Genomic DNA, 17,807 nt, shown 5'->3' on the forward strand with positions numbered 1-17,807 from the left:
CCGCGGTTCGGCGGGCGGGGCCACGACCGGCCGCGGGGCCGGGGGCGCGGCCGCGCGGGCGGGCCACGGCGCGTGCGGGTGCAGGAACGGACGGGTCGGGTCCATCGGCGCGCCCGTGCCCGTACCGGCCCGGCCCTGGGCCGCGGTGGGCAACAGCGGCACCAGCGCCTGGTAGACCTCCTGCGCGTCGGTGGGGCGCTCCTGCGGGTCCTTGCCGAGCAGCCGCAGGACCAGTGCCTCCAGCTGTTCGGGCACGTCCGGCCGGAGGCGGCGCACCGGTACGGGCGGCTCGTACAGGTGGCGGTGCAGCACGCCCAGCGCCGTGGAACCGGCGAACGGCACCTCGCCGCTGAGCAGCTCGTGCAGCAGCACACCGAGCGCGTACAGATCCGTGTACGGGCCGACCGAGCCGCCCATCGCCTGCTCGGGCGCCATGTAGGCGGGGCTGCCGATGGGCGATCCGGTGCTGGTCAGGCGGGTGGTGTCGGTGTCCAGGGCGGCGGCGATGCCGAGGTCGAGGACGGTGAGGGTGCCGTCCGGCTTGACCATCACGTTCCGCGGTTTCAGGTCGCGGTGGATGATCGGCACGGCGTGCACGGACGCCAGCACGGCACACAGCTGCGCCGCGACGCTGACCGCCCACGGCCAGGGGTACGGCTCGTGCTCGGCCAGGTGGTCGGCGAGGTCGGCGCCCTCGACGTACTGCATGACGAGGAAGAGGTCGTCGCCGTCGCTGCCCGCGTCGTGGACGGTGACCAGGCCGGGGTGGTCGACCTGCGCGGTGACGCGGCACTCGCGGACGAAGCGGCGGCGCATCTCCTCCGCGTCGGGGGTGCCGGACACCCGGTCGGGGCGCAGCAGTTTGACGCCGACGCGGCGGTCGAGGCGGCGGTCGTAGGCGATCCAGACCTGGCCCATGCCGCCTTGGCCGAGCAGCGCGGACAGTTCGTAGCGCTCGGCGACGACGCGTCCGTTCAACGGCCCTCCTCCTTGCGGAGGTAGTCGCTCAGCTCGTCCAGTTCGGCGCGCACGCGGTCGATGCGCTGGGGCTGGGACGCGTAGGGGGCGGCGGGGGGCTGCTGAGGCGGCAGCCGGGGTCCGGCGTACGGGTTCGGGGCGGGCGGTGCGGGGGGCTGCGCGGGGGCCGGGGCCTGGGCCTGGGCCGGTCCGGGGTAGCCGTAACCCGCGGCGCCCGGCCCGGGGGAGCCGTACCCGGTGCCTTCCGGCCCTGGGTAGCCGTACCCGCCGCCGTCCGGCCCCGGATAGCCGTACCCGGTGCCCTCCGGCCCCGGACGGCCGTACCCCGTTCCGGCCGCGCCGTAGCCGCTCCCCGCGCCCGCCGTCCCGTACTGCGGCCACTCGGCCGTGACACGCTGCGCGCGCCCGTCGACGACCAGGTAGTACACGACGGCCCCGGCCATCTGAAGGAGGATCAGCGCCGCGCTGGCGTTCGACTGCCAGGAGTTCTCGTCCCGGCCGCCGGCGACCACGATCGCGGCGAAGACGAGGGCCAGGTCCGCGCCGAACACCCACCAGCCCAGTGGCCGGCGCTGCACGAGCGCGGCGCGCAGCAGCGTCACCCAGGCCAGGAAGCCGAGGCTGAGCACGGCCAGTGCCACGAAGACCACCCGCAGCAGGACGACCGTCCGGTGCGGCGCGGGACGGTGCGGCGCGGGGCGGTGCGGCGGTGCTGCCGGGGCGGGGCCGTGCATGACTGCTCCTGACGGATCGAGGCCCGGCGTGGGGCGGTGGGTGCGGTTGCCGGGACATGCTCGGCCTGGTGAGATCGAGCGTATATACGACACCGCTGAGGCCGCCGGGGTTGTAGGAAATCAGCCAGGCGTCACCGAACCGTCCGTCAGACCGTCGTGGAGCCCCTGCACGAGCTGTTCGCCCAGCCGGGCGGCGAGGCGCAGGGTCTCCTCGAAGGCGGCCAGTTCGCGGAAGCGCCGACCGTAGCGGAGCTGGTCGGCCAGCGGCAGCCGCGGGAGCTGGAGGCGGCGGACGTCCAGGCGGGTGGCGGTGGACGCGTAGCTGCTGGCCTGCCGGGTGTTGGCGGTGCCGCGCAGGAAGCCCGCGAGGAACCACGGGTCGAGGGCGGCCGGGTCGGGCCGCAGGAGGAAGAGGTTGCGGCCGAGGGCGGCGCCCGCGGTGGCCTCGTCGACGACGCGGGCGACGGCGTCGCCGCCCAGGACGGGCACCACGACGTCCCCGGCCGCCACGAGCACGGGCTCCTCGGCGGGTCCGCTGCTCTCGGGCAGCGCGCCGCCGGGTGCCGTGCCGCCGATGACGTCGTGCTCGGTGAGGACGGCGGGCGCGGTGTCCGCGGTCGCGGTGCCGGGGCCGCCGGCGCGCAGCACGAGGGCACCGGCGCGGGCGAGTTCGCCGACGGTGGTCAGCGGCCAGCGGGCGGGCGCGGCGTCGGGGCCGCCCGCCGCGGCCGGGGTCAGCTCGGCCGTACGGGACAGGGTGGTGGCCAGCCGCTCCCGGACGGTGGCCAGTTCGGCGAGGCCGCCGGCGGCCGAGGGGGGCGGCAGGTGGCGGGCCGGGGCCAGGTCCACGTCGTCGCCGAGCAGGTCGATGGCGGCCAGGGCGCGCCGTACGCCGGGCCGTTCCTCGACCCCGCCGTCCCGGTCGAACGCTTCCCACGCCTCCAGCGCGGTGGTCCGTACGGCCTGCCAGTCGGGCCTGTCCCGGCCGGGGGCGCCGCCCGCGGCGAGGGCCGCGGTGTCGACGACGAGGAGGTGCGGCGAGGGCTGGGCGGCGGCGCCCGGCCTGCGCAGGACCCACAGGTGCAGCGGGATGCCGTACGGCGGTGCCGCCCCGGCGGGCAGGGCGATCACGGCGCGCAGGGCGCCGCGGCGCAGCAGGTCGGCGCGGATGCGGCGGCCGGAGCGGCGGGACGCGGCGGCGGGCGGCATCAGCAGGACGGCGGTGCCGCCCTCGCGCAGCCGGGCCAGCGCGTGCTGCACCCAGGCCAGTTCGGATTCCGTACGGGCCGGGAAGCCGTACTCCCAGCGCGGGTCGTAGGCCAGTTCGTCGTGGCCCCAGTTGCGTTCGTTGAACGGCGGGTGGGCGAGGACGGCGTCGGCGGCGAGCTGGGGGAAGGCGTCGGCGCGCAGGGTGTCGGCGGCGTGCACGCGCACCTGGGCGGCGGGGGCGTGCAGCGCCAGGCGCAGCGCGGTGAGCGCGGCCAGGTCCGGGTCGGCCTCCTGCCCGTACAGCTCCGCGGTGTCCTCGGCGGCGTCGGCGGCCGCGTCCAGGAGGCTGCCGGTGCCGCTCGCCGGGTCCAGGACGGTACGGGCCGGTCCGGCCAGCGCGGCCATCAGGGCGGCCGGGCCGGGCGGGGTGAGGGTGTACTGCCGGGGGTTGGCGTCCAGGTGACGGCCCAGCAGGAACTCGAAGGCCGGTACGGCGCCGTCCTCGCCGGCGGCGAGTTCCGCGGTGGCCCGTACGAGGGCGGCGGAGGGCAGGAGGGCGTCGCGGGTCAGGCCGTGCACGGGGTGGTGGCGGCCCAGGTGGGCGGCGAGCACCGAGGCGAGGGGGGCGGGCAGCAGGCCGGCCAGTTCGGTGTCGTCGGCGGCCTCGTTCAGGCGGCGCCAGGCGGCGGGCCGGTCGCGGACGAACAGCAGGACGGCGCCGGCGTGCCGCAGGGCGGTGGCGGCGCCGTCCGGGTGGGAGACGAGCTGCTGCCAGACCCGTTCGCGCAGCGGCACCTCGGCGAGTTTGCCCTGGGCGCGCAGCCAGTGCTCGACGTCGGCGAGGGCGAAGGTGGGGCTGGTCTCCGTACCGCCGACGGGCCGGGGGAAGCCGGTGTGCCGGCGGCGCCAGTTGCTGACCGCGGCGCGGCCGACGCCGGCCAGCCGGGCGATGCCGGCGGCGGTCACCTCGGTCACGGGCGCGGGCTCCGGGTCGTCGGCCGGTCCGCTGTCCGTCGTCGCTGCTGTCTCCGCCACCTGGCCGGCTCCCGTCCGCTCGCGCCCTGACCTGCCTGTGTCGCCGAGCATACCCACGAACATGCCACCACCCCCTTCACGGCGTGAATTAACCCCACTTCGTGTTTCGTGTTGACTCGGTTCACAGGTGGTGCTGTTATTGACCCACCGCACCACCGGTTCACACAACGGAACCGGCTCGTCCCGGTTCGTAGCGCACCCCTGCGCCCTGAACCGCCGATCTCCCGCTCCAGCGCCCGGAAGGGGCCGTATCTCCATGTCGCACCAGATGCACCACCCGCACGCGCCGCAGCCCCCGACGGGCATGCCGCCGCAGCAGGCCGCCCGCAACGGACTGGGCATCGCCGCGCTCACCCTCGGCATCATCGGCACCCTCAGCGGCCTGATCCCGCTGCTCTTCTGGCTGGCCGGCATCCTCGGCGTACTGGCCCTGATCTTCGGCCTGGTGGGACTCGGCAGAGTCAAGCGCAGGCAGGCCACCAACAAGGGCGTGGCCGTGACCGGCACGGTCTTCGGTGTCCTCGCGCTGATCGCGTCGGTGGTCGGCCTGATCGTCACCGTGACCGCGGTCGACCAGGCGGTGAAGGAGGTCAACAAGGCCCTGGAGGGCTCGGAGGCCAAGCCGAAGGACGGCGGCGCGGCCACGAAGGAGTACCAGGGCGGCGCCACCGCCGTCTACGGCACCGGCCTGAACGTCACCGTCTCCAAGCCCGCCTCCTTCACCCCCGGCGAGTTCGCGATCGGGCACACGAAGGGCAACAAGTCCTACAAGGTCACCGTGCGGCTGGAGAACAAGGGCACCAAGGACGTCGCCGCTGACCTGGTGACGGTCGAGGCGCGGGCCGGCAAGGACGGCAAGCCCGCCGAGCGGATCTACGACGACAAGTCCGGCGCCGGCTTCAGCGGCACCATGACGGCCGGCAAGACCGCCACCGCCGACTTCGCCTTCGACGTGCCGGCCGGCGCGAAGACCCTGGACGTCGAGGTCCGCCCCGGCTTCGACCACAAGGCGACCCACTGGCAGCTCACGCTCTGACCGTACGGACCGCCCACAGACCGGCCGCCGGCCCGGAACCGCAGCACGCGGAACCGGGCCGGCGGCCTGTCGCACACCCCCGTACCGCCCCTACTCGGCGGTGAACCGTTCCGGCGCCTCCGTCGGCCCGCCGCCCGCCGGCAGCTTCAGCTTCGGGCACCCGCCGAGCACCTGGGTCATCGCGTCCTTCTCCCCCTGCGTCACCCACAGCCCGTACTTCTTCTTCACCGCCACCTGGTGCGCCACGTAGTCACAGCGGTAGGCCTTGTTGGCGGGCAGCCACGTCGCCGCGTCCCCGTCGCCCTTCTGCCGGTTGGCGGAGGAGTCGGCGGCGATCAGGTTGAGCGGATCGTTGGCGAGCGCGACGCGCTTGCGGCCCGGCCACTGCTGCGCGCCCTTCTGCCACGCGTCCGACAGCGCCACGAGGTGGTCTATGTCCACCTTGCTGCGCCCGCGCTCGTACTGGACCGCCTGGCCGGTGTACGGGTCCTTCTTCAGCGTCCCGGAGGCGACCTTGCAATGGCCGTCGGTGAACCGCACCTCCGTCAGGTCCCGCTTGAGGATGTCGTCGCGCGTGCCGCAGTGGTTGCCGTCCGTGTCGGCCCAGGCCGTGCCGAAGCGCGCGCGAGTGTAACCGGTCTTGGGGGCGCGACCCTTGACGGTGAGCGTGCCGACGGCGTGCAGCGCGGTGCCGCCCGCGGCGGGAACGGACGACGCCGTACCGCCGTCTTCTCCCGTACCGCCCCCTTTGCCGCCGCCGGGTGTGCAGCCGGTGAGGGCGAGCAGCGCGGCCAGCCCGGCCGCGGCGACGGCGCCGCCGCGGCGGGTGCTGGGCAGGGTCCTGACGCGGGGCGACGATACGGTCCGTATCCGGTGCAAGAGGGACATCCCATCTCAAAGCAGGCGACAATACCGGCCGGTTCAACGGCCTCGGATATCTTTTCGGAAGTTGAGAGTAAGGACGCCCATGGACACGGCCGCAGCAACCGCGACCAGCGGCAGGACGACGCCCGTGCCCGCCACCGGAAGCGGATACGCGCCGGCCCCCGGCCGCCTCCGCGCCCGGACCGCCGCCCTGCGCGGCCCGCGCCTGCTCCCCTACTGGACCGCCGCGGCCTTCTTCGTCCTCTTCGCCACGGTCTCCGTCCTGCGCTTCCGCTCGATGGCGACGTCCTCCTGGGACCTCGGCATATTCGAACAGGCCGTACGGGCCTACGCGCACCTGCGGGCTCCGGTCGCCGACCTCAAGGGCCCCGGCACCAACATCCTCGGCGACCACTTCAGCCCCGTCCTGGCCCTGCTCGCCCCGCTCTACCGGATCTTCCCCAGCGCCCAGACGCTGCTGTTCGCGCAGGCCTTCCTCTTCGCGCTCTCGGCCATGCCGGTGACCCGGATCGCCGTCCGCCTCCTGGGGCAGGGCCGCGGCCTGGCCGTCGGCGTCGCGTACGGGCTGTCCTGGGGCCTGCAGAAGGCCGTCGACTTCGACTTCCACGAGATCGCCTTCGCCGTACCGCTGATCGCCTTCGCGCTGGAAGCGGTGCTGCGCGGCCGCTGGACCGCGGCGGTGTGCTGGGCCGCGCCGCTCGTCCTGGTCAAGGAGGACCTGGGGGTGACCGCCGCCGTCATCGGCGCGCTGATCCTCGTCCGCGCGCGGCGCGCCGTGCCGCTCGCCGTCGCACTCGTCGCCTTCGGCCTCGCGGCCACCGCCGTCACCCTCGGCATGATCATCCCCGGCTTCAACGGCTCCGGCTCGTACGACTACTGGAACAAGCTCAGCGGCGACGGCGGCCCGGCCCCCCGCATCCCGGCGGACACCGCCGTCCGCACCCTGCTCTGGCTCCTGTTGCCCACCACCGGCCTGCTCGCGCTGCGCTCGCCCCTGCTGCTGGCCGCACTCCCCACCCTCGGCTGGCGGTTCCTCTCCCACGAACCGCACTACTGGGGCATCGACTGGCACTACAACGCCGTCCTGATGCCGGTGGTCTTCCTCGCCCTGGCCGATGCCCTGCCACGCACGCTGGTCTCCGCGCGCCCCTGGCTCCGCGCCTACGCCCACCAGCTGCCCGCCGCCGTACTGGCCGCCGCTCTGGCCCTGACCACCACCCTCCCGCTCGCCCGCCTCACCGAGGCCGGCACCTACCGCAAACCGCCGTCCGCGACGGCCGCCGAGCACCTGCTGGAACGTATCCCCGACGGCGCCACGGTCGAGGCCGACATACGGCCCATCTCCCGCCTGACCGACCGCACCCGGGTCTTCTGGATAGGGGACACCCGAGGCATCGACCCCGACTACGTCGCCGTGGAACTGCACGACGGCCGCAAGCCCGCACAGGCCCTGGAGGACACCCGCAAGCGCCACCCCAAGGCCGTGTACGGCGTCCTCGGCGCCGCCGGCGACATCGCGGTAATGCAGCGGACAGGCCGGCTCTGACTCCGTACGGTGGCCCGATGACCACCGGCCCGTCCCGCACCCGTACCGACGTCGTCGTCCTGAACGGCGGCTCCAGCTCCGGCACTTCCACCCTGATCCGGCAGCTCCAGGAGATCCTGCCCCGGCCCTGGCTGACGTTCGGCGTCGACTCCTTCATCGAGGCCCTGCCACCCTCGCTCGTCATACCGGAGGCGTCCGGGGCCGCACCGGGCCTCGGCCTCGCCCCCGACGGCAGCATCACCGTCGGCCCGGTCTTCCGCGCCCTCCAGAACGACTGGCAGGAAGGCGTCGCCGCCATCGCCCGCACGGGCACCGGCGTCCTCCTGGACGAGGTCTTCCTCGGCGGCGCCGAAGGCCAGGAACGCTGGCGCCGCGCGCTGAAGGGCCTGACGGTGCTGTGGGTCGGCGTGCGCTGCGCCCCGGAGACGGCCGCCGCCCGCGAGGCCGCGCGCGGCGACCGGATCACCGGCATGGCCGAGTCGCAGGCCGCACTGGTCCATCGGCGCGTCGTCTACGACGTGGAGGTCGACACCGGCGTCGACGATCCCCTCACCTGCGCTCGGCGGATCGCCGCGTACGTGGGGTGAGGGCAGGCGGCGGACCGTTTCCGCGCACCGCCGGTACGGACGCCGCGCGCGGGCACGGCTCACTGCCAGTGCGGACGCCCGCTCTGCATCTCGCAGGACAGCGTCGCACCGTGCGAGTCCTTCGTGGTCAGACCGAGGTGGGCCTTCTTGCAGAACTGGCCGCGGCGGTAGTGGTTGCCGGACGGCGCGAGGATCACATCGTCGGAGGCGTCACTGCCGGAACCACCGGAGCTGGAGCTGGAGCCGGAACCGCCGGAGTCGGTCCCGCCGGAGGACGAACCGCCGGAACCGGAGCCCGAACCTCCGCCGGTCCGGGGCGCCTTACGCGTCGGCGCGGGCGGCTCGGCGGCCTCAGGCGTGGGCGTCGGCGTGGGCGTGGCAGTCGGCGTGGCAGTCGGCGTGGCGCTGGGGCTCGGGCTCTCGGTCGGCGACGCGGACGGCGAAGGCGTCGCGGAGGCTGTCGCGGACGGGCTCGCCGCGCCCCCCTTGTCCGCACCGCCGTCCGGTGTGCATCCGGAGAGGGCGACCAGGGCCGCGGTGATCAGGGAGGCGGCGGACAGGGCGGCGCGGCGGGGTCTTATCACGGTGGGAACATCCAGTTCTCTGAGGTCGGGTGGCCCCGTGAGACACACGGGGCAGCCTGACCATAGAGCGATATCTCCTACCGGTCACCGGCAAGGTGCCTGAATCGGGCAGAAGGCAGCACAAACCGCCGGGCCCGCCGCGCCTCAGCCGAAGGTGGAGCGCATCTCGTCGGCGACGTTGCGCTGACCGGTGACCACCTCGGCGCCGGGGTCGGACGCATCGGACGGGGACTCGGCGTCCACGACCGCCACCGTCTCCGCGATGAGGCGCAGCAGGTTGACGTACACCGGCAGTTCGGTCAGCGACGGAGTGCTGAGGGAGAGCGTCAGCAGCTGGGCGCGGCTCGGTACGGGAATCTGCGCGTCCACGCGGGCGATGCCGAGCGGCTCCGCGCCCTCGGCCGGCACCCATTCCGAGCCGTGGAAGGACACCACGCACGGCCCGGCGGGCACCCGCGTCACGCTGACGTCCGTCGTGGTGTGGGACAGCGCCTCCGCGAGACCGGTGGCGACGAGGTCGGCGTCGGTCGCGTCCGTGTCGTCGAGCCGGGCGACCACCGACGCCGTACTGACGCGGTCGTCCTCCATGCCCACGAAGCAGACACCGGCGTAGAACGCCCCGTCGTCGGCGAAGGTCCCGGCCATCTCGTCGTACACGGCCGCCATGGTGTCGCGCTGGAGATCGGTCCCCTCGGACCAGACGAGGTCCGCCATCTCCCGGATGCAGTCCTCACGGTAGGCGTCGTCGCCTTCGAGGCCGAGGGTGTGGAACCCGTCCGGTATCTCGATCTGGAGTTGGGTGAAGTTCTTCATGGCTTTCCGGAGGGGGTGGTGGGGGGCGGGGCCGGGGCGATGCGCGGGGCGGGGATGGCCAGGACGAGGCCGTGGCGGTCGTCAGGGGTCAGGCAGTTTCCGATGGAACTTCCCGGCGCGACGATCCGCCAGCCGTCGGCCCGGGCGATGCGCCGGGCGGCTTCCGGCCCGCATCCGCGGTAGTGATGCGGGGGGACCGTGAACGCGATGTCGGCGTGCTCTCCATGCTCCGCAGGAATGTGCGTGATCTGGTACTTCAAGCTGCCCGAAAACGGATACTCGACCCGCCGGCCCAGCGGTGTCTTGATTTTCGGCACTTCCTTGCGCAGCTCGGGCAGGAGCGCCCGGAAGTGGTCTTCCCAACGGCCCGGGTTCCGGTTCCATTCGCGGGCGAGCCGCCGGGGACCGAGGTAGAGCGGGACGATGTAACTGAGACGGGGCTCGGTCTCGACGACCGCGTTCGCGAGGAACAAGCAGACGTACCAGGCCACCAGGAGCGCCAGAGCGCAGGGAAGCACCGGCCACTGCAGCACGAACCATACGAGGAGCCAGGTCCGGGACAGATAGGCGGGTCCGCCGCCGGTTTCGTGTCGGTGGTTCACGCTCACCCCTCGTTAGCAGTCTGATATATGCCCACCCCGGCGCTCACGGCCCCCTGTCCGACGAGCGGGCCCTTGGACCACCAGGACATGGGGTCGAGCGTGCCGTCCGCCCGGAGCGCCGCCTTGAAGGAATCGGCGTCCTTGACACCGGGGATCTTCGCCAGGGTCTTGGCCCAGCCCTGTTCCGTGGCGCCTGCCGCCATGGTGCCGCTGACCTGGTTCTCCCAGGCCAGCCGCATGCGGTTGCTGAACCCGTCCGCCTCGAAGACCCGCCCCGCCGGCGGTTGGTAGCGACCGATGCGCCGCCCCTGCGCAAGCTCGTCGCTGGAGGCCACGCCCCGCTGCACCAGCCCCTCAAGGTGGTTCACCCGGGCCACCTTGTCCACGCTCTGCACCTGCCGGGAGATTCCCGTCACCGCGTCGGGCACCGACGTGGTCCCCACCCGGACCTTGACCTTCCCCATCGCCCCCACCTTCGCGAACTTCCCGAACGGAATCACCCCCACGGCATCCATCCCCAGATCCGTCCAACTCACCTTGGCTCCACCCAGCTTCGCCCCCGCATGTGCCGCCAGTGAGCCCAAGGACAGCGCGCCGCCCGCCAGCGCGAGGGCGCCGGACAGCGGCGGGCACCACATGGTGAGGAGGGAGAGGACGCCCAGGACTCCCGCGATGTTGCCGAGCCAGTCGCCGATCGTCTTCAGCAGGTCGGCGTGTTTGACGCACCATTCCTTGATGGCGTGGCCCATGCGCTTGAAGGCGTCGCCGAGGCGCTCGAAAAGGCTGATGTCCGGGGCGTTCTTGTTGGCCTTGCGCAGCCGGTCGGCGACGTCCCGCGCGTCGGACTGGTGGTGTTCGAGGAGTTCCTTGGCCTTCTTGATGATGTCGTCGAGCTCGTCCTTGGCCGCGTCGAGGCGCTTGCCGACGTCGTCGAGCTGCTGGCCGGCGGTCTTCAGGCGGGCCTGGGCGGCATCGAGCTTGCTCTGGGCCTCGTTGAGCGCCGACTGGTCGGTGTAGTACTGGCCGGCGAGCCGGAAGGCGGGGGCCGAGGCGGCCTGGTTGTAGTCGTTGGTCGCCCGGTCGTGGGCTGCCTCCTGCGTCTTGATGCGTTCCTTGGCCGCCTTGGCCTGCGCCTCGTACTGGCGGGCCGTGTTCTGGTAGCCGGACAGCTTGCCGCGCCAGCCGCCGAGCTGGGTGGACGCCTGCTTGAGCGCATCGACGCTGTCGGAGAGGGATTTCGGCAGGTCACCGACGTGCTGGGAGAAGGCGTTCGCCGCCAGGCCCTCCCACGTCTTGCCGCCCTTGGCGATGCCCATCAGCGTCTTGTGGGCGCTCTCCAGGCCGCCGGACGCGCGGTTGATCTTGTTGCTGAGGTCCTCGACGCTCTCGACCTTGCCCGGGGCCGGGTTGAAGCCGAGGCCGGGGAATTCCTTGTCGTCGCTCATCGGGCACCCGCCCCGGGGGCGGCCGACGGGGACGGGGACGGTGCCGACGGCCGCGGGCCGGCCGGGTACCCGCCCACGTTGGGCGGTGCCGGCTGGCCCGGCATCGGCGGGGCCGCGCCCTTGGTCATGGCGTCCCGGATGGCCTTTTCCGTCTCCGCGTAGTTGTTCTTGGTGGCCTTGAGCTTCTCCTCGATCTGCTGGGTGCCCTTCGCGATCTTCTTGATCGCGTCGTCCCAGCTGTCGTGGAATTCGTCGCAGGCGTGGTCGAGGGCCACGCTGCCGGTGCTCTTCGGCCCCACGTGCTCCAGGGCGTTGAGCGCCTTCTCCATGTCCTCGCGCCCGGTGCTCAACTGCCGTAGAAGCTGGTCGAGCTCGTGCGTCTCGACCTGGAACTTGCCGCCCAACGTCTTCCCCCGTGTCTCGTCCGGTCTGCCACGGCATCGTAGTCAAACACGGTGACAGCGGACCCGGCCGCCCGCCCCGGCCGGCCGAAGTGACCGGGGCGGGACCGTCAGGACCCCAGGATCGACGTCAAGAACTCCCCGACCCACGCCAGCAGCTCCCGTCCGACCAGCGGCTTTCCGCCGATCTTGCCGGTGGACGGGCGGGGGACCAGGGCCTGGCGGGTGGCGGGCTTGAGGACCGTGCGCGGGTAGAGGCGCTTGAGGCGCAGTTCCTGGGACTCGCGGAGTTCGACCGGGCCGAAGCGGACGTTGGAGCCCTGGAGCGTGATGTCCGTGACGCCGCAGGAGCGGGCGAGCATCCGCAGGCCGGCGACCAGGAGGAGGTTCTCGACCGGCTCGGGCAGCTTGCCGTAGCGGTCGGTCAGCTCCTCGCGGACGGCCGTGATGTCCTCCTCCGAGGACGCCGCGGCGATCGCCCGGTACGCCTGGAGGCGCAGCCGCTCGCCCGGGGCGTAGTCGTGCGGGACGTGCGCGTCCACCGGCAGTTCGATCTTGACCTCCAGCGGCGGCTCCTCCTCCACGCCGCCCTCCAGGGACGCCCGGTAGTCGGCGACCGCCTCGCCCACCATCCGTACGTACAGGTCGAAGCCGACGCCGGCGATGTGGCCGGACTGCTCGCCGCCGAGGAGGTTGCCCGCGCCGCGGATCTCCAGGTCCTTCATCGCGACGTACATGCCCGCGCCCATCTCCGTGTGCTGGGCGATGGTCGCGAGACGCTCGTGGGCGGTCTCCGTCAGGGGCTTCTCCGGCGGGTAGAGGAAGTAGGCGTAACCGCGCTCGCGGCCACGGCCGACGCGGCCGCGCAGCTGGTGCAGCTGGGACAGGCCGAAGTTGTCGCCGCGCTCGACGATCAGGGTGTTGGCGTTGGAGATGTCGATGCCGGACTCGACGATGGTCGTGGAGACGAGCACGTCGAACTTCTTCTCCCAGAAGTCGACCACGACCTGTTCGAGCTGCGCCTCGCCCATCTGGCCGTGCGCGGTCTGGATACGGGCCTCCGGCACGATCTCGCGCAGCCGGGCCGCCGCCCGGTCGATGGACTCGACGCGGTTGTGGATGTAGAAGACCTGGCCCTCACGCAGCAGTTCACGCCGGATGGCGGCGCCGATCTGCTTCTGCTCGTAGGGCCCGACGAACGTCAGGACCGGGTGCCGCTCCTCCGGCGGGGTGGTGATCGTCGACATCTCCCGGATGCCGGTCACCGCCATTTCGAGCGTACGGGGAATGGGCGTGGCGGACATCGTCAGCACGTCCACGTTGGCGCGCAGCTTCTTCAGCTGCTCCTTGTGCTCGACGCCGAAGCGCTGCTCCTCGTCCACGATGACCAGGCCCAGGTCCTTGAACTTGGTCTCGGAGGAGAACAGCCGGTGGGTGCCGATGACCAGGTCGACCGAGCCGTCCTTGAGACCTTCGAGGGTGGCCTTGGCCTCGGTGTCCGTCTGGAAGCGGCTGAGCGCCTTGACGACGACCGGGAACTGGCCGTACCGCTCGGTGAACGTGCCGAAGTGCTGCTGCACCAGCAGCGTCGTCGGCACCAGCACCGCGACCTGCTTGCCGTCCTGGATGGCCTTGAACGCCGCGCGCACCGCGATCTCGGTCTTGCCGTAACCGACGTCGCCGCAGATCAGCCGGTCCATCGGGACGGACTTCTGCATGTCCTCCTTGACCTCGGCGATCGTCGTGAGCTGGTCGGGCGTCTCCGCGTACGGGAACGCGTCCTCCAGTTCGCGCTGCCAGGGGGTGTCCGGGCCGAAGGTGTGGCCGGGCGCCGCCATCCGCGCCGAGTACAGCTTGATCAGGTCGGCGGCGATCTCCTTGACGGCCTTCTTGGCGCGCGCCTTGGTCTTCGTCCAGTCGGCGCCGCCCAGGCGGTGCAGCGTCGGCGCCTCACCGCCCACGTACTTGGTGACCTGCTCCAGCTGGTCGGTGGGGATGTACAGGCGGTCGCCGGGCTGGCCGCGCTTGGCCGGCGCGTACTCCACCAGCAGGTACTCGCGGGTGGCGCCCTGGACCGTGCGCTGCACCATCTCGATGTACCGGCCCACGCCGTGCTGCTCGTGGACGATGAAGTCGCCCGCCTGGAGGGTCAGCGGGTCGATGGTCTTACGGCGGCGGGCCGGCATCCGGCCCAGTTCCTTGCTCGCCGACTTCTGGCCGGTCAGGTCCGTCTCGGTCAGCACCGCCAGCTTCAGGCCCGGGTCGATGAAGCCGTTGTCGAGGCAGCCGCACGAGACGTGCACGACCGACGGGGACAGCTCGCCCAGCTCCGGGTCGAGGCGGGCCGCGATGTTCTCGTCGCCCAGCACCTCGACCGTACGGGCGGCCGGGCCGTGCCCCTCGGTGATGAACACCGAACGCCAGCCGTCCGCGATCCAGCGCTTGGTGTCGGCCAGCGCCCGCTGGGTGTCGCCGCGGTACGTCTCCGGGGCGTGCATCCCCAGCTTGAGGGTGTCCTCGTCCAGCTCCTCGTCGGCGGCGAACGGGCTCACCGTCCACCACATCATGCCCAGCTCACGGGCCCGGTCCCGGACATCGGCGACGCCCCAGAGGGAGGCGGCGCCGACATCGATAGGGGCCTTCCCTCCGCCCGCGCTCGCCGCCCACGACGCCTGGAGGAACTCCTGCGACGTGGCCACCAGGTCGGCGGCACGCGTCCGTACCCGCTCCGGGTCGCACACCACCGTCATGCTGCCCGCCGGCAGCACGTCCAGCAGCAGCTCCATGTCGTCGACCAGCACCGGGGCCAGCGACTCCATGCCCTCGACGGCGATCCCCTCGGCGATCTTGCCCAGCAGCTCGCCCAGCTCCGGATGCTGCTCCGCGAGGTCCGCGGCCCGCGCCCGCACCTGGGCCGTCAGCAGCAGCTCACGGCACGGCGGCGCCCACAGCCCGTGCTCCGCCACCTCCAGGGACCGCTGGTCGGCGACCTTGAAGTAGCGGATCTCCTCGACGTCGTCGCCCCAGAACTCGATCCGCAGCGGGTGTTCCTCGGTCGGCGGGAACACGTCCAGGATGCCGCCGCGCACCGCGAACTCGCCGCGCTTCTCGACCAGTTCGACGCGGGCGTAGGCGGCGGCCGCCAGCCCGTCCACGATCTCTTCCAGGTCCGCCGTCTGCCCGGTGCGCAGCGCCACGGGCTCCAGGTCACCCAGGCCCTTGACCTGCGGCTGGAGCACGGAGCGTACGGGCGCGACGACCACCTGCACCGGGCCGGCGGTGGGGTCGTCCTGGCTGGGGTGGGCGAGGCGGCGCAGCACCGCGAGGCGGCGGCCGACGGTGTCCGAGCGCGGCGAGAGCCGTTCGTGCGGCAGCGTCTCCCAGGACGGGTACTCCACCACCGCGTTCTCCTCGCCGGCCGGCATCAGCGAGCGCAGCGCGGCGGCCAGGTCCTCGGCCTCCCGGCCGGTGGCGGTCACCGCCAGGACCGTACGGGAGCTGCGGCGCGCGAGGGCGGCGATGGAGAACGGACGGGCGGCGGGCGGGCCGACCAGGTCCACCTGGGGACGGTTGCCGTCTGCCGCGGCCCGCACGGCTTCGGCGAGCGCCGGGTCCTGGGCGACGGCGTCGAGCAGACCAGTCAGGCTCATGAGTATGGCTTTTCCGTCCCGGTGAGGCGAACAACGCGAGCAGCCCGGCACGTGCGACGGGCCGGGTTTCCCCAAGAGTACGACTCCCTGCTGACACCCGCGTTCCACTCGCCCCGGCAACCCGCCCGACCCGGACGCGGGATTCCGTTCCGGTAGCGGCGCCCGCGTGGAAGGGTGTCGCGTACACGCAAAAGCCGAGGGGGGCACGTGAGTCAGGACAGCAGGAACGGCCACCGCGCGAGCGGCCGGACGGAAACGGAAGGGGCGGCGGGGACGGTGAACAGCACCACCGGCCGGGGTGCAGGGGCCGGCGGGGACGCGGGGGCCGGGACGGGCGCGGGAGCCGGGACGGGGGCCGGGGCCGGGGCCGGGGCCGGGGCCGGTCGGAGTATGGAGGCCGGGCGGGGCGCGGAAGCCGGGCGGAGTACGGAGGCCGGGCGGGTTACGGGGCCCAGGCGGAGCGCCGAGGCCGGGCGGGGCGGTGGGGTTCCGCCGTCCGGGGCGGGCGCCGGGGCCGGGTCGGGCGCGGCGGCCGAGGCGGCCGCCGCCCCCGTACCCCCGATACCCCGGGCCCCCGCCGGGCGCGGCCGTGTCGTGGCCGCCCTGATGCTCTGCATGGCGCTCGCCGCGCTCGATTCGACGATCATCGCGACCGCCGTCCCGCAGATCGTCGGCGACCTCGGCGGATTCGCCGTGTTCTCCTGGCTCTTCTCGGGCTATCTGCTCGCCGTCACCGTCACCCTGCCCGTCTACGGCAAGCTCTCCGACACCTTCGGCCGCAAACCCATCCTGATCACCGGCGTGATCATCTTCCTGGCCGGGTCGCTGCTGTGCGCGGCCGCCTGGAACATGGCCTCCCTCATCGCCTTCCGCGTCCTGCAAGGGCTGGGCGGCGGCGCCCTCCAGGGCACCGTCCAGACCATCGCCGCCGACCTCTACCCGATGAAGGAACGGCCCAAGATCCAGGCCAGGCTGTCCACCGTCTGGGCGACCTCCTCGGTCGCCGGTCCCGCCCTCGGCGGCCTGCTCGCCGCCTACGCCGACTGGCGCTGGATCTTCCTGGTCAACCTGCCGGTGGGCGCCCTCGCGCTCTGGCTCGTCGTCCGGCACTTCCGCGAATCACTGCCCGCGCGGGACCGCACCCGGCGCCCCCGGGTCGACTGGCCCGGCGCGCTCGCCATCTTCGCCTGCGGCGGCCTGCTGCTGACCGCCCTCGTCCAGGGCGGCGTCGCCTGGCCCTGGCTCTCCGTGCCCTCGCTGCTGTTCTTCGCGGGCAGCGCGCTCTGCGGCGCCGCCACCGTCCTCATCGAACGCCGCGCCGCCGAACCGATCATCCCGGGCTGGGTCTGGCGCCGCCGGACGATCTCGGCCGTCAACCTGGCGCTCGGCTCGGGCGGCCTGCTCATGGTCGCGCCGACCGTCTTCCTGCCCACCTACGCCCAGGCCGTACTGGGCCTGGGCCCGATCGCGGCCGGCTTCGTGCTCTCCACCATGACCCTGAGCTGGCCGGTGTCCGCCGCGCTGAGCAGCCACGTCTACAACCGCGTCGGCATCCGCAACTGCGCCATGATCGGCATCGGCGCCGCCACGCTCGTCCTGCTCAGCTTCCTGCTGCTCCCCTACCCCGGTGCAGCCTGGCAGCCCGCGCTGCTGATGTTCGCGCTCGGCGCCGCGCTCGGGATCTTCCAGCTGCCGCTGATCATCGGCGTGCAGTCCTCGGTCGGCTTCGAGGAGCGCGGTACCGCGACCGCCTCGATCCTCTTCTGCCGCCAGGTCGGCCAGTGCGTCGGCGCCGCCCTCTTCGGCGCCGTCGCCAACGCCACCCTCAACGGCCGGCTGGCCACCGCGCCCACGGACATCCGGCCGGGCCTGCCCGACGACCTGGACTCCGTCTCGCACGCCCTGGCCAGCGCCGGCGCGCTCACCGACCAGGCCGCCGACTACCTGCGGCGCGCCGTGGACGTCACCGTCGAGCACGTCTACCTCGGTGCCGCGGCCGCCGCCGGTCTCGCCTTCCTGATCCTGCTGTTGCTCGCGCCGCGCCGCTTCCCGGTCCACGGGGAGCCGGGGAACGGGCCGGGAGACACGTCCGGGGACGGGACAGAGAACGGCGCCGGCATCGGGGCCGGGTCCGGGGCTGGAGCCGGTACGGGCAGTACAGCTAGTACAGGCAGTACAGCCGGTACGGGCAGTACAGCCGGTACGGGCGGTACAGCCGGTACGAGCGGTACAGCCGGTACGAGCGGTACGGGTGGAGAGGAGCAGCCGGCGGCCGGGTCCGCGAGCGGCGGCTGACGGCGCT

General features: G+C 73.0%; 14 protein-coding genes. 4 read left to right on the forward strand and 10 right to left on the reverse strand.

Annotated features, from left to right (window positions below; genetic code table 11):
- The 3 genes from JXZ78_RS14440 to JXZ78_RS14450 all read right to left on the reverse strand — a co-directional run.
- Positions 1-978: serine/threonine-protein kinase (locus JXZ78_RS14440; RefSeq protein WP_275127794.1), on the reverse strand; the 978-nt coding region annotated here is incomplete at its 3' end.
- Positions 975-1,712, reverse strand: a complete 738-nt coding sequence (locus tag JXZ78_RS14445; protein ID WP_238783110.1) for a hypothetical protein — start codon at positions 1,710-1,712, stop codon at positions 975-977. The genes JXZ78_RS14440 and JXZ78_RS14445, both read right to left, overlap by 4 nt.
- Positions 1,713-1,832: 120 nt before the next feature.
- Positions 1,833-4,019, reverse strand: coding sequence for an N-6 DNA methylase (locus JXZ78_RS14450; RefSeq protein WP_275127795.1), 2,187 nt, complete (start codon positions 4,017-4,019; stop codon positions 1,833-1,835).
- Between the two features lie 193 nt (positions 4,020-4,212).
- Between JXZ78_RS14450 and JXZ78_RS14455 the strand changes: the two genes are divergently transcribed.
- Complete coding sequence (locus JXZ78_RS14455; protein ID WP_030021593.1) at positions 4,213-4,992, forward strand: DUF4190 domain-containing protein; 780 nt, start codon at positions 4,213-4,215, stop codon at positions 4,990-4,992.
- Between the two features lie 90 nt (positions 4,993-5,082).
- Here JXZ78_RS14455 and JXZ78_RS14460 read toward each other — a convergent pair whose 3' ends face one another.
- Positions 5,083-5,880 (reverse strand): HNH endonuclease family protein, encoded by a 798-nt coding sequence (locus tag JXZ78_RS14460; protein WP_050502672.1) that lies wholly within the window; start codon positions 5,878-5,880, stop codon positions 5,083-5,085.
- Positions 5,881-5,959: 79 nt separating this feature from the next.
- Here JXZ78_RS14460 and JXZ78_RS14465 point away from each other — a divergent pair, with 79 nt between their 5' ends.
- A complete protein-coding gene (locus JXZ78_RS14465; RefSeq protein ID WP_030021591.1) occupies positions 5,960-7,423 on the forward strand; it encodes a DUF2079 domain-containing protein in 1,464 nt (487 codons plus the stop codon).
- A gap of 17 nt (positions 7,424-7,440) precedes the next feature.
- Positions 7,441-8,010: a chloramphenicol phosphotransferase CPT family protein gene (locus JXZ78_RS14470; RefSeq protein ID WP_030021590.1), complete on the forward strand. Its 570-nt coding sequence runs from the start codon at positions 7,441-7,443 to the stop codon at positions 8,008-8,010.
- A 59-nt stretch (positions 8,011-8,069) separates the two neighbouring features.
- On the opposite strand, the gene JXZ78_RS14475 is transcribed toward JXZ78_RS14470, so the two are convergent.
- From JXZ78_RS14475 to mfd, 6 genes are all read right to left on the reverse strand, one after another.
- On the reverse strand, positions 8,070-8,594 hold the full coding sequence (locus JXZ78_RS14475) for a hypothetical protein (RefSeq protein WP_050502671.1): 525 nt from the start codon (positions 8,592-8,594) through the stop codon (positions 8,070-8,072).
- Positions 8,595-8,738: 144 nt separating this feature from the next.
- Positions 8,739-9,407, reverse strand: coding sequence for a hypothetical protein (locus JXZ78_RS14480; RefSeq protein ID WP_050502670.1), 669 nt, complete (start codon positions 9,405-9,407; stop codon positions 8,739-8,741).
- The gene (locus JXZ78_RS14485) at positions 9,404-10,015 is read right to left on the reverse strand and encodes a hypothetical protein (RefSeq protein WP_157851642.1); all 612 of its coding nucleotides are present in this window, start codon (positions 10,013-10,015) and stop codon (positions 9,404-9,406) included. Before JXZ78_RS14485 ends, JXZ78_RS14480 begins: the two co-directional genes overlap by 4 nt.
- A complete protein-coding gene (locus tag JXZ78_RS14490) occupies positions 10,012-11,454 on the reverse strand; it encodes a putative T7SS-secreted protein (protein ID WP_030021587.1) in 1,443 nt (480 codons plus the stop codon). Before JXZ78_RS14490 ends, JXZ78_RS14485 begins: the two co-directional genes overlap by 4 nt.
- Positions 11,451-11,858, reverse strand: coding sequence for a WXG100 family type VII secretion target (locus tag JXZ78_RS14495; RefSeq protein WP_078624417.1), 408 nt, complete (start codon positions 11,856-11,858; stop codon positions 11,451-11,453). The genes JXZ78_RS14490 and JXZ78_RS14495 overlap by 4 nt, the downstream gene beginning before the upstream one ends.
- 107 nt (positions 11,859-11,965) lie before the next feature.
- The gene (mfd, locus tag JXZ78_RS14500; protein ID WP_030021585.1) at positions 11,966-15,505 is read right to left on the reverse strand and encodes a transcription-repair coupling factor; all 3,540 of its coding nucleotides are present in this window, start codon (positions 15,503-15,505) and stop codon (positions 11,966-11,968) included.
- Positions 15,506-15,781: 276 nt separating this feature from the next.
- Here mfd and JXZ78_RS14510 point away from each other — a divergent pair, with 276 nt between their 5' ends.
- A complete protein-coding gene (locus tag JXZ78_RS14510; protein WP_505016625.1) occupies positions 15,782-17,800 on the forward strand; it encodes an MFS transporter in 2,019 nt (672 codons plus the stop codon).
- Positions 17,801-17,807 lie beyond the last annotated feature (7 nt).

Origin of the sequence: Streptomyces monomycini (assembly GCF_022271435.1) — a bacterium.
Classification (GTDB): domain Bacteria; phylum Actinomycetota; class Actinomycetes; order Streptomycetales; family Streptomycetaceae; genus Streptomyces; species Streptomyces monomycini.